Source organism: Pseudarthrobacter sp. NamE5, assembly GCF_005796225.1.
Classification (GTDB): Bacteria; Actinomycetota; Actinomycetes; order Actinomycetales; family Micrococcaceae; genus Arthrobacter.
Map to the genome: position 1 here is coordinate 111,230 of NZ_VAHO01000008.1, position 11,622 is coordinate 122,851.

The 11,622-nt window shown below is 66.4% G+C and carries 13 protein-coding genes; 3 read left to right on the forward strand and 10 right to left on the reverse strand.

The annotated features are described in order from the left end of the window. Positions 1 to 48: 48 nt before the first annotated feature. Positions 49 to 1,059 (reverse strand): 3'-5' exonuclease, encoded by a 1,011-nt coding sequence (locus FDW84_RS11565; protein ID WP_138609561.1) that lies wholly within the window; start codon positions 1,057 to 1,059, stop codon positions 49 to 51. A 68-nt stretch (positions 1,060 to 1,127) separates the two neighbouring features. Between FDW84_RS11565 and FDW84_RS11570 the strand changes: the two genes are divergently transcribed. Further along, positions 1,128 to 1,904: a VTT domain-containing protein gene (locus FDW84_RS11570; RefSeq protein WP_138609563.1), complete on the forward strand. Its 777-nt coding sequence runs from the start codon at positions 1,128 to 1,130 to the stop codon at positions 1,902 to 1,904. Between the two features lie 67 nt (positions 1,905 to 1,971). On the opposite strand, the gene rdgB is transcribed toward FDW84_RS11570, so the two are convergent. From rdgB to clpS, 6 genes are all read right to left on the reverse strand, one after another. After that, positions 1,972 to 2,661, reverse strand: a complete 690-nt coding sequence (gene rdgB, locus FDW84_RS11575; RefSeq protein WP_138609565.1) for an RdgB/HAM1 family non-canonical purine NTP pyrophosphatase — start codon at positions 2,659 to 2,661, stop codon at positions 1,972 to 1,974. Beyond that, positions 2,658 to 3,416 carry a ribonuclease PH gene (rph, locus tag FDW84_RS11580; RefSeq protein ID WP_138609567.1) on the reverse strand — a complete coding sequence of 253 codons (759 nt, stop codon included), beginning with the start codon at positions 3,414 to 3,416 and terminating at the stop codon, positions 2,658 to 2,660. Before rph ends, rdgB begins: the two co-directional genes overlap by 4 nt. Before the next feature lie 74 nt (positions 3,417 to 3,490). Further along, positions 3,491 to 4,288 (reverse strand): MBL fold metallo-hydrolase, encoded by a 798-nt coding sequence (locus FDW84_RS11585; protein ID WP_138609569.1) that lies wholly within the window; start codon positions 4,286 to 4,288, stop codon positions 3,491 to 3,493. Then, the gene (murI, locus tag FDW84_RS11590) at positions 4,285 to 5,280 is read right to left on the reverse strand and encodes a glutamate racemase (protein ID WP_138609681.1); all 996 of its coding nucleotides are present in this window, start codon (positions 5,278 to 5,280) and stop codon (positions 4,285 to 4,287) included. Before murI ends, FDW84_RS11585 begins: the two co-directional genes overlap by 4 nt. 123 nt (positions 5,281 to 5,403) lie before the next feature. Continuing rightward, complete coding sequence (locus FDW84_RS11595; RefSeq protein ID WP_138609571.1) at positions 5,404 to 5,970, reverse strand: DUF2017 domain-containing protein; 567 nt, start codon at positions 5,968 to 5,970, stop codon at positions 5,404 to 5,406. Then, positions 5,963 to 6,346, reverse strand: coding sequence for an ATP-dependent Clp protease adapter ClpS (clpS, locus tag FDW84_RS11600; RefSeq protein ID WP_138609574.1), 384 nt, complete (start codon positions 6,344 to 6,346; stop codon positions 5,963 to 5,965). The genes FDW84_RS11595 and clpS overlap by 8 nt, the downstream gene beginning before the upstream one ends. A 215-nt stretch (positions 6,347 to 6,561) precedes the next feature. Here clpS and FDW84_RS11605 point away from each other — a divergent pair, with 215 nt between their 5' ends. Next, complete coding sequence (locus FDW84_RS11605; RefSeq protein WP_138609576.1) at positions 6,562 to 7,890, forward strand: nicotinate phosphoribosyltransferase; 1,329 nt, start codon at positions 6,562 to 6,564, stop codon at positions 7,888 to 7,890. Beyond that, positions 7,890 to 8,528, forward strand: coding sequence for an isochorismatase family protein (locus tag FDW84_RS11610; RefSeq protein WP_138609578.1), 639 nt, complete (start codon positions 7,890 to 7,892; stop codon positions 8,526 to 8,528). The genes FDW84_RS11605 and FDW84_RS11610 overlap by 1 nt, the downstream gene beginning before the upstream one ends. A gap of 61 nt (positions 8,529 to 8,589) precedes the next feature. Here FDW84_RS11610 and FDW84_RS11615 read toward each other — a convergent pair whose 3' ends face one another. From FDW84_RS11615 to nagB, 3 genes are all read right to left on the reverse strand, one after another. Continuing rightward, on the reverse strand, positions 8,590 to 10,374 hold the full coding sequence (locus FDW84_RS11615; protein ID WP_138609580.1) for a DEAD/DEAH box helicase: 1,785 nt from the start codon (positions 10,372 to 10,374) through the stop codon (positions 8,590 to 8,592). Next, entirely contained in the window at positions 10,374 to 10,715 is a 342-nt protein-coding gene (locus tag FDW84_RS11620; RefSeq protein ID WP_138609582.1) for a DUF3039 domain-containing protein, read from the reverse strand. The genes FDW84_RS11615 and FDW84_RS11620 overlap by 1 nt, the downstream gene beginning before the upstream one ends. 121 nt (positions 10,716 to 10,836) lie before the next feature. Next, entirely contained in the window at positions 10,837 to 11,619 is a 783-nt protein-coding gene (nagB, locus tag FDW84_RS11625) for a glucosamine-6-phosphate deaminase (RefSeq protein ID WP_138609584.1), read from the reverse strand. Positions 11,620 to 11,622 lie beyond the last annotated feature (3 nt).

Here is an 11,622-nt window from a genome sequence, read left to right on the forward strand (position 1 = left end):
GGGCGCGGCTCCGGCAAAGCTTTGTTGCGCCGGATGAATCTTGGGCCCCTAGGCTATGGCTGCCGCCGGCACATCCCCCACCATCTGCAGGAACTCGCCTTCGGACAGCACCTCAATGGCCTGGCCGCGTTCATGGAGCTCCAGCACCCGCCTGGCCTTGCCGGTCAACCTGCCCGAGCGGAGGTCGGATGCCACAAAACCGTCCCCTACCACCAGGACGGTGGTGCGTCCCGTCACCCTGCTTTCCGGCCGGGCACCGTAATCTGCGGAAAGCCGCTTCGCTTCGGGCCGCCCCATGGAGAGCTGCCCGGTGAAAACCACCGTTTGCCCGTACAGGGCGTGGCCCGGCTCGGCTGCGGGATTGGGAACCGGGTTGGCGCCCTCCTCAGGCCAGCCCGACCGGAACGGCCGGAGCGGCGCAGCACTGTTCACGGCCGACGCGGACAGGGCGGCGAGGCTGGGCTTGGACAGCAGCCCGGTGGCGGGGTCGAAGGCCTGCTGGCGCGGCACCGCCAGCCCCAGGGAGAGATAGAGTTCCCCGATACTGTTGGCCTGGTTCCGCCGGGCAATGTCGATCAGGATCCCCGCACACGCCCTCGCGTCCTCGGCGGCGTCGTGGTGTTTCAGCAGGGGCACGCCGGCTTCCACCGCGGCGAACGGCAGCGAGTTGGACACCAGCGAATAGCACCGCCGGGAAAGCATCACTGTGCAGACGTAGTCGTAGGCGGGCCCCGGCAGTCCCGAGACCTCCAAGCCGGAGCGGATCACCCCCAAATCGAAGGCAGCGTTGTGGGCCGCGAGGATGTCGTCCCCAATGAAGGCGCCGATCTCCGGAAAGAGCTCCCCGAAACGGGGGTAGCCGGCCACATCCTCAGCCCTGATGCCGTGGATCCGCACGTTGTGGTAATCGAAGTGGTCGTGGTTCCGCGGCGGCCGCATGAGCCACGAGGCCTCCTCGACGATCCGTCCGCCCCGGACCTTCGTGAGGCCAACCGCGCAGGGAGAGCCCCGAAAGCCGTTTGCAGTCTCGAAGTCGATCGCCGTAAAGTCCAAACCCACGGCCCCCACCTTACCGCCGGTCAACGCCCAAACCGGTCAAGTACCCTTGAGGGGTGAACTTTCCTGTGATGAACGACCTCGCCGTGTCCCTGCTGGGCGGGGCAGGACCGGTCCAGCCGCAGCTGGCCTCCTTCCTGCCCGACTGGCTGAACCCCCAGGTTTTCCTGGCCGATCCTGCGCTGGCTCCCTGGGTGGTCCTGCTTGTGTGCGGCATCGTCTTCGCGGAAACGGGCCTGCTGGTGGGCTTCTTCCTCCCGGGCGACTCCATGCTGTTCACCGCCGGGCTGCTCGTCGCCACGGACACCATCAAATTCAACGTCTGGCTTTTCGCCCTGCTGATCATCATCTCGGCCATCGTGGGGAACCAGACCGGCTACCTCATCGGGTCAAAAGCCGGCCCCGCCATCTTCAACAAGCCGAATTCACGCCTCTTCAAGCGCGAAAACGTCGAGAACGCGCACGCCTTCTTCGAAAAGCACGGCGGCAAGGCGCTGATCCTGGCGCGTTTCGTCCCCATCATCCGGACCTTCGTGCCCGTCATCGTGGGCGTGGCGCAGATGAACAAGAAGAAGTTCTTCCTCTACAACGTCATCGGCGCAGTGCTCTGGGGCGGCGGGGTAACGCTCCTGGGTTACCTGCTGGGCGACCGGATCCCGTGGGTCCGGGACAACCTGGACATCATCTTCATCGCCATCGTCCTGGTTTCGGTCCTGCCCATCGGCGTGGAGGTCCTCCGCGGGTTCTCCGCCAAGCGCCAGGCGAAGGCCTATGGCACCGATCCGGTGGAGGAGTTCATCGAGGAACACGCCCCCGAAGACGAGCAGAAGACCCGCCGCCTCCCCTAGGAGCGACTACGAAAAAGGCGCGCTCCCCGATGAAACGGGAAGCGCGCCTTATGTTGTGCCGCTTCTTTTATGAGTCCTGGTGCCCACCGGCGTTGGGACTGAGGGCAGCCTCCTCCAGCGCGTCGATAATCGCCGGCAGGAGTGCCCGGAATGCCTTGCCGCGGTGGCTGATGGCGTTCTTTTCCTCGGCCGACAACTCAGCGCAGCTCCGGTCCTCCCCCATGGGCTGCAGCACCGGATCGTAGCCGAAGCCGCCATCCCCGCGGGGCTCGCGCAGCAGCACGCCTTCCAGCTGCCCGTACTCCACCACCTCGCGGCCGGAAAGGCCGTCCAAGGCAGGCACCGCCAGGGCTGCGGCGCACACGAAGGCAGCACCCCGGTGGATGTCCGGCACGTCGGAGAGCTGGCTGAGCAGCAGGCGGAGGTTGGCTGCATCATCGCCATGGCTGCCGGACCACCGCGCCGAAAAAATTCCCGGCGCTCCGCCCATGACATCAACGGCAAGGCCCGAATCGTCCGCGATGGCCACCAGGCCGGTGGCCTCCGCAACTGCACGCGCCTTCAGCAGGGAATTCTCGGCGAAAGTAACGCCTGTTTCCACGACGTCGGGGGCACCTGCCGCAGCGGCGTCGACTACCTGCGTATCGACGTCGAGCCCCGGCACCTGCCCGCGCAGCAACTCCCTCAGCTCACGGAGCTTGCCCTTGTTGTGGGTGGCCAGGACAAGGCGCGGCGCAGCGCTGCCGGCCGCGCTCACAGCGTGTCTGCCAGGGTCTCGCGCTGGATGGCGGCGAGCTGCGTGGTGCCCAGCAGGGCAAGGTCCAGGAGCGCGTCCAGTTCGGCCCGGTCGAAGGGCGCGCCTTCAGCGGTTCCCTGGACCTCCACAAACTTGCCCGATCCGGTGACCACGACGTTCATGTCCGTCTCCGCCCGGACGTCCTCGACGTACGGCAGGTCCAGCATGGGTACGCCGTCGATGATGCCCACGGACACGGCCGCAATGGTGTCCATGAGGGGCTGGGCGTTCTTGCCGATCAGGTTGTTGTCGCGGGCGAAACGGATGGAGTCGGCGAGCGCAACGTAGGCACCGGTGATCGCGGCGGTGCGGGTTCCGCCGTCTGCCTGCAGGACGTCGCAGTCCAGCACGATGGTGTTCTCGCCCAGTGCTTTGGTGTCGATGATGGAACGCAGTGAGCGGCCGATCAGACGCGAAATCTCATGGGTGCGTCCGCCGATCTTGCCCTTGACCGATTCACGGTCGGAGCGGGTGTTGGTTGCCCGGGGCAGCATGGCGTACTCGGCGGTTACCCAGCCGCGGCCCTCACCCTTGAGCCAGCGCGGAACCCCGGCGGTCAGGGACGCTGTGCACAGGACCCGGGTGTTGCCGAACTCGATCAGGGCCGATCCCTCAGCCTGGTTGGACCATCCGCGTGTGATGCTGATGGGCCGGAGCTGGTCGGGGGCACGGCCGTCGGCGCGCACGATGGGCACTGCAGTTGCTTCAGAAGTCATGTCTTTAGCTTATCCACTGCAGGTGCAGCAGGTGCCTTTTGCATTTTGCCGCGCCCAGGGTGCAGGGCCCCAGCTTAGATCGTGTAGTGCACTCCGGCGACCGCTACGGCAACGTCGCCGCTGAACGCCGGCCGGGCTTCGGCCATCACTGTGGTCTGCGACGTCCAAACAGGAATGTGGGTCAGCAGCAGCCTGCGGGCCCCGGCAGCCGCGGCCGCCTCACCTGCACGCTTGCCGGTGAGGTGGACGTCCTTGATGCCGTCGTCGCGCCCTTCCTCGAAGGCCGCTTCGCAGAGGAACAGGTCCGCATCCTTGGCGGCCTCCTCAAGGCCCGCACAGGAGTCCGTGTCCCCCGAGTAGGTCAGGGTCCGGGCAACAAGGTTGCCGTCCTTGTCCGGTTCCACCACCTCCACCCGCAGGGCGTAGGCCTCCTCGATGGGGTGGTTGACGGCGAACGGCGTCACCGTGAACGGGCCCACCGTCACGGGTTCGCGTTCGGTCCAGTTGGTGAAGTCGAATTCCTCATGCATGCCCGGATCAAGCGCAAGCCCATAGGCCGTGGCCATGCGGTCGGCAGTGGCCGCCGGGCCCCAGACGGGAATCCGTCCGCGGCCCCATCCGCCGGGCTTCCAACGGATGGCGACGTGAAGGCCGCAGAGGTCCATGCAGTGGTCCGGGTGCAGGTGGGTGAGGAAGATTGCGTCGATGTCCTCAAGATCCGTGTACCGCTGGATCGCCCCCAGCGCCCCGCTGCCCAGGTCCATCACCACTTTCCAGGTCCGTTCGCCGTCGTTCGCCGTCAGGAGGTAGCACGACGCCGGGGAACCCGGGCCGGGAAAGGATCCGGTACAGCCTACGATGGTGAGCTTCACTGGCCAGGGCCTCGGGTCACTATGCTGCCCACGAAGTTGGAGATCCGGGGCCGCGCCGCGGCGCTCTGCGCAGCGGCGATCATCTCCGGGGTGATGCGGGCGAGGCTGCCGGTGGGGTACTGGGCCGACACATGGTCGACGTGCCGGACCGAGAGCACTTCGGGTCCGAGAAAGCGCCGGGCCAGGGCTTCGAACTGCCGGGCATCCCCGGTGGCCACGAAGTGGTGTTCCGGCGGGGCATCGTCCGTGCGCTGGAGATCGTGGGTGGCCAGGGCGCGGTAGACATCCTTTGCTGTTTCCTCGGCGCTGGACACCAGCGTCACGTCTGCTCCCATGACGTAGGAAATGACGCCGGTCAGGAGCGGATAGTGGGTGCAGCCCAGGACCACCGTGTCCACTCCGGCGGCCTTGAGAGGGGCAAGGTATTCATCGGCCACAGCCAGCAGGGCGGGCCCGGTGGTGATTCCCGCTTCGACATAGCTGACAAACTCCGGGCACGCCACCGAGGTGATCTCCAGGTCAGGGGCGGCGGCGAAAGTGTCCTCATAAGCACGGGAACCTACAGTGGCTGAGGTGCCGATTACGCCCACCCGCCCACTCCGGGTTGCTGCAACCGCCCGCCGTACGGCGGGCTGGATGACCTCGATGACGGGGATGCCATACTTCGCCGTGTAGCGCTCCCGGGCATCCCGCAGCACAGCGGCCGACGCCGAATTGCAGGCAATGGTGAGCAGCTTGACGCCGGAGTCCACCAGTTCGTCCATCACGCCCAGGGCGTTGGCGCGGACTTCGGCGATGGGCAGGGGGCCGTACGGCCCGTGCGCAGTGTCCCCGACGTAGAGGATGGACTCGTTCGGAAGCTGGTCGATAATGGAGCGGGCAACCGTCAGCCCGCCCACGCCTGAATCAAAGACACCGATGGGGCGCGATTCCACTGCGGCCGGGAGGCAGGCGGCTTCAGGGGCCGCTGCGGTGAGAGCCGACGGATCCATGCTTGAGGCTGTTGTCATGATTATTCGAGGATAGGTCTTCCCTGCAGCGTCAGTCATGATGTTGTGGCCTGCGGCTCATGTCTGGTGTGTCACAGCTGGCCGTCCGGGACGGTGCGGAACAACTCATCGGCGGGTTTCCAAAGACTGGAGCATGGCCTGGACCAGTGACTCCTGCAGCCAGGTGGCGAAGTTGTACACCAGGGCCAGGTAGCTTTCCACGTCCTCGGCCTGGGACCAGTCCTGCATGCGGTGGACATGCTCGGCGTCCTCCTCATCCTGGATGTCCAGCCGCTCGGCAAGCACCAGGCGGACGTCGTTAAGTGCCATGGACCAATGCCGTGCCCCTTCAGGCGTCAGCACAATCTCATCCTTGTCCAGGTCCAGCGCCGCGGCGCGGAGGGCGCCGATCTTCGTCTCCCGCAGCGAGCGTTCGGTGAGCTGGCGGAACTCAAGGGAGGCGCCGGCGTCGTCCTTCACCACGTTTGGAAGGAGGCGCTTGACCGCACGGTCCGAGGGCTCGGCGACGTCCATGTCCAGGCCGATCAGCTCTGCCAGCGGGTCCTGGCCGCCCCGTTCCTGTGGCTGGAGCATGGAGATGACGTCAGCGATGAGGCTGCGCAGCAGGTCACGTTCGGCGGGTTCCAGGTAGCCGGTGATGCCCTTGAGTCCGTACTTGAATGCCTTAGCCACGTTTCCCCTTGCCCTGGCCCGGCCCGCCGGACTTTCCTGGTGTGCCGTCGTTCCCGCCGCTGGCTTTTTCCACTGTGGCCCACAGCCCGAAGCCATGCATGGCCACCGCATGGCGCTCCACCTGCTCCTTGCTGCCGGAGGCAACAATGGAGCGGCCCTTCCTGTGGACCTCCAGCATGAGCTTGTTGGCCTTGGTCTCCGAGTAGCCGAAATAGCTCTGGAAAACATAGCTGACGTAGCTCATGAGGTTGACGGGATCGTTCCAGATCACCAGGTTCCAGGGGATGTCCGGGGCGGTCAGGGAATCTGTGGCCTCCGCTGTTCCGGTCCGGGTGCCCTCCCGTGTGCCGGGGCCGGGCGCAACGCTTATGGTCATCTGTCCATTCTATGGGGAGGGTGGGCCCACGCCGGCGAGGGCCCCGCGGCGAAGCGAAGCAAGACGTGGGAGCCGGTGGGTGGGCCCACGCCGGCGTAGGGCCCCGCGGCGAAGCGAAGCAAGACGTGGGAGCCGGTGGGTGGGCCCACGCCGGCTAGGGCCCCGCGGCGAAGCGAAGCAAGACGTGGGAGCCGGTGGGGACTAGAGTGACTTTCGTGAGTACCTCCGCCGGCTGGGAGCAACCCCGCACGTCCTTTTACACCGACCACTACGAGCTGACCATGCTGCAGGCGTCACTCCATTCGGGCGCAGCGCACCGCAAGTCGGTCTTCGAGGCGTTCGCGCGCCGGCTCCCCGACGGGCGGCGGTACGGCATCGTGGCAGGAACGGGCCGGCTCCTGGAAGGAATTGCGAACTTCCGCTTCGGCAAGGCCGAACTGGATTTCCTGGCCCGCACCAAAGTGGTCAATGACCAGACCCTGGAATACCTTGCGGACTACCGCTTCTCCGGCGACATCTGGGGCTACGCGGAGGGTGAAGCATACTTCCCCAACTCCCCCATCCTGATTGTCGAGGCCACGTTTGCCGAGGCCTGCATGCTGGAGACCTACCTGCTCTCCGTCCTCAACCACGACAGCGCCATTGCCTCCGCTGCTTCCAGGATGGTCAGCGCAGCACATGGCCGCCCCTGCATCGAGATGGGATCGCGCAGGACGCATGAGGAAGCGGCTGCTTCCGCTGCGCGGGCAGCCGTCATCGCAGGATTCAGCAGCACCTCGAACCTGGAGGCCGGCATCCGCTACGGCATCAGGACCGTTGGCACCGCAGCCCATTCCTTCACTCTCCTGCATGACAGCGAGAAGGACGCCTTCGAGGCCCAGATCGCCGCGCTCGGCGACGGCACGTCCCTCCTGGTGGACACGTACGACGTCGAAACGGCCGTCCGGACGGCAGTGGATTTGGCAGGTCCCCGGCTGGGTGCCGTCCGGCTGGATTCCGGTGACCTCGTGGATCAGGCCCAGTGGGTCCGCCGGCTCCTGGATGACCTCGGCAATGAGAACACCAAGATCGTGGTCACCTCCGACCTGGACGAGTATGCAATCGCAGCGCTGCAGTCGGCGCCGGTTGATTCCTACGGGGTGGGCACGTCCCTCGTCACCGGCTCCGGCGCCCCCACCGCCAGCATGGTCTACAAACTCGTAAGCCGCACAGATGACGACGGGAACTTTGTCTCCGTGGCAAAGGCAGCCAAGAACAAGGCCAGCGTGGGCGGCCGCAAGTACGCCCTGCGGAAGCTGAACGAACAGGGCATCGCCACCGCCGAGATCGTGGGCGTGGGGCACCGGCCCGAGGATGACGGCAATGACCGCCCGCTGCTGCACCAGTTCATGAAGAACGGTGAGCTGATGCCGGGCTGGACGGGGGCCGAGGGCGTCCTCAAGGCGCGCCAGCGCCACGCCGACTCCATGGCCGAGCTGCCGCCGGTGGTCAACCGGCTCCAGCGCGGCGAGGCGGCCATCCCCACCATCTACGAGGAGAACTGATGTCACGTGCGCTGATCATCGTTGATGTCCAGAATGATTTCTGCGAGGGCGGCTCGCTCGCCGTCCAGGGCGGGGCAGCCGTTGCCGGCGCTATTAGCGACTACGTTGACGCCCATCACAACGAGTTCGACCACATCGTGGCCACGCAGGACTGGCACATAGACCCCGGGGAGCATTTTTCCGAGGCGCCCGACTTCAAGGACAGCTGGCCGCCGCACTGCGTGGCCGGCACCCACGGCGCGGAGCTGCACCCGGACCTCGATACCGAGTACATCCAGGCCTACTTCCAGAAAGGGCAGTACTCCGCTGCCTACTCAGGCTTTGAAGGACTCCTGGCGCCCGAAGACGCAGTACCAACCGGAGAACGGCAACCGGGGGCCCTGCCCGGTTCCGGGGATGCCGACAGGTTCGCTCCTGACGAGGACGCCATCGGCCTGGACGACTGGCTGCAGAGCCATGACGTTGAGGACGTCGTGGTGGTGGGAATTGCCACCGACTACTGCGTCATGGCGACTGCTTTGGACGCCGTCCAGGCGGGCTACTCGGTGACGGTCCTCAGGTCCCTGACCGCCGGGATCGCCGAAGACCTGGAAGAGGCCGTGGCCGACATGGAGCTTGGCGGCGTCGACGTCGCCTGACCCGGGCAGTTGCAGAGTGGCCCGGTGCGCTGCACCGGGCCACTGCTGTTTGGGGTCCCTGCTATTTCCTGCCCACAAACCAGTCCTGCAGCTTCCGCAGGCGGGACTTCAGCTGCTCCTCGTTCGCCTGCGCCACGGGAGGCCCGCCGCAGACCGTCCGCAGCTTGGTGTGGACCACGCCGTGCGGCGTGCCGGTCCGCGCGGACCATGCCGCCACGTTCTTTGCCAGCTCGTTGCGGAGGTCCATCAGCATCCGGTGGTCCGGGACGAGCGGAGCCTGGCTTTCAGCCGCAGCAGCGGGAGCTTTCCGGTTCTTCCTGTTCAGCTGCTCGTGCTGGCGCTGCCGGAGGAGGGTGCCCACCTGCTCGGCGTCCAGCAGGCCTGGAATGCCCAGGAAGTCCAGCTCGTCATCGGAGCCCACCTCGCCGCCGGTGCCGAACTCGCCGCCGTCAAACAGGACCCGGTCGAAGGAGGCCTGCGAGTCCAGCGCCTCGAACTTGCCCTTGGTGAGGCTGTCCGAGGCTTTTTCCTCGCGGTTGGCCTCCTCCATCAGCGAGTCCTCCGGGTTGAAGAGGCCGTCGCCGTCCTCCTTCTCGGGCCGGTCCAGCGCGTGGTCGCGCTCCATTTCCATCGAGTTGGCCAGGGCCATCAGCTGGGGCACCGACGGCAGGAAGACCGACGCCGTTTCGCCCCTCTTGCGGGCACGCACGAAGCGTCCCACGGCCTGGGCAAAGAACAGCGGGGTGGATGTTGAGGTGGCGTAAACGCCAACCGAGAGCCGCGGGACGTCCACGCCTTCGGACACCATGCGGACCGCCACCATCCAGCGCTTGTCCCCTGCAGAGAACTCCTCGATCTTGCTGGAGGCCTTGGCATCGTCGGAGAGGATCACAGTGGGGGACTCCCCCGTGATCCTCTTCAGCTGCCCGGCGTACGCGCGCGCATCCTCGTGGTCGGTGGCAATCACCAGGCCGCCGGCGTCAGGTACGGTGCGGCGGACTTCGCTGAGCCGCTTGTCCGCCCCGGCCAGCACGGCCGGAATCCATTCGCCGGCCGGATTCAGCGCCGTCCGCCAGGCATGGGACGTGATGTCCTTCGTGACGGCCGCCTCACCGAGCGACGCAGCCATCTCCTCGCCGGCACTGGTCCGCCAGCGCATCTGCCCGGAGTAGGCCATGAACATCACGGGGCGGACAACATGGTCCCGCAGGGCGTTGCCGTATCCGTAGGTGTAGTCGGCCTTGGAACGGCGGATCCCGTCCCGGTCCTCGGCGTACTCCACGAAGGGGATGGGCGAGGTGTCTGAGCGGAACGGCGTTCCGGTCAGTGACAGCCGGCGCACAGCCGGATCGAAGGCCTCCCGCAGGCCGTCACCCCACGAGAGGGCTTCGCCACCGTGGTGGATCTCGTCCAGGATCACCAGGGTGCGGGCAGCTTCCGTCTTAGCACGGTGGAGCAGCGGCTTGCTGGCCACCTGGGCGTAGGTGACGGCGACGCCAATGAAGCCGCGGCCGTGCTGCCCGTCGGAGTTTTTGAAGTTGGGGTCGATGGCGATACCAACGCGGGCAGCGGCATCCGCCCACTGACGCTTCAGGTGGTCAGTGGGCGCAACAATTGTCACCCGGTTGACGGCTCCGGAATCAATCAGCGTGGATGCAATCCGCAGCGCGAACGTCGTCTTGCCGGCCCCCGGGGTTGCCACCGCCAGGAAGTCGCGCGGACTGTTTTTCAGGTAGAGATCAAGGGCCTCCTGCTGCCAGGCACGGAGTTTTGGGGCGGTTCCCCAGGCTGCACGTTCCGGGTAGGCCGGAGGCAGGGTGGGGCCGCCAAAAAGAGTTTCCGTCACTACTTGCTGTTGCCCGAGTCCCCTCCGGGACCCTTCCCGCCGTCATTGCCCGGGCGAAGGCCGTCGTAGACCTCCTTGCACGTTGGGCACACGGGGAACTTCTTCGGATCCCGGCCCGGCGTCCAGACTTTGCCGCACAGTGCGATGACGGGCTCCCCGGTCATCGCGGACTCCATGATCTTTTCCTTCCGCACATAGTGCGCAAAACGCTCGCGGTCGCCCGGTTCCACCTCCTGGCGCAGTTCCTCGCGCTCAATGGTGGCTGTGGACGTTCCAGCCCCGGAAAGCTCGCGCATCGGGTCGTTTTCGAGAGGGTCCGTCGTGCTAGTCATGCCAACCATCTTAGCCGTTCGGGCAACGGCACGTTCGACGGCGGCGCGTCTCCCCAGCGGATGAATCGGCCGCACGGGGCAGGCCGCCGTCGAACTTTTCCTAAACGCTCCAGTGAGCTGCAACGGGAAGCTAAAGGCCCTGCCAGGCAGGCTTGTGGTCGTACGTGTGCCGGTAAAAGTCGGCCAGCTTCAGTGCCGAGGCGGCGGCCTCATCCAGCAGGATCGTGGCGTGCGGATGGAACTGGAGGATGGACGCGGGGCAGATAGCCGCAACGGGTCCCTCCACGAAGTCCCTGACGGCCTGCGCCTTTTGGGCACCCGTTGCGACCAGCATGACGTGCCGGGCGTCCATGATGGTTCCCAGCCCCTGGGTCAGGACGTGGTGCGGCACCTCGGCCAAGCTGGTGAAAAACCTGGCATTGTCCCGGCGCGTCTGTTCGATCAGGCTTTTGATCCTGGTCCTGGATGCGAAGGAAGACCCGGGTTCGTTGAAGGCGATGTGGCCGTCCGTTCCCACGCCCAGGATCTGCAGGTCAATGCCGCCGGCGGCCCCGATGGCGTCCTCGTAGGCCTGGCAGGCGGCAGGGATGTCGGCGGCGGTCCCGTCCGGTCCATGCACGTTCTCCGGCGGGATGTTCACCCGGTTGGTGAACTCCCGGCGGACGACCTCGCGGTAGGACTCCGGGTGTCCGGCAGGAAGGCCCACGTACTCATCCAGCGCGAAGCCGGATGCCCGGCTGAAGTCCAGGCCGTCCCGCTCGTGGCGCGCGGCCAGCTCATCGTAGATGGGCAGCGGGGAAGACCCGGTGGCCAGCCCGAGGACCGCGTCCGGCTTGCGCCGAAGGAGCTCCCCGATCGCATCGGCCGCCAGCCGGGCAATCTGTCTGCTGCCGTTGAGGATGACAACTTCCATGCT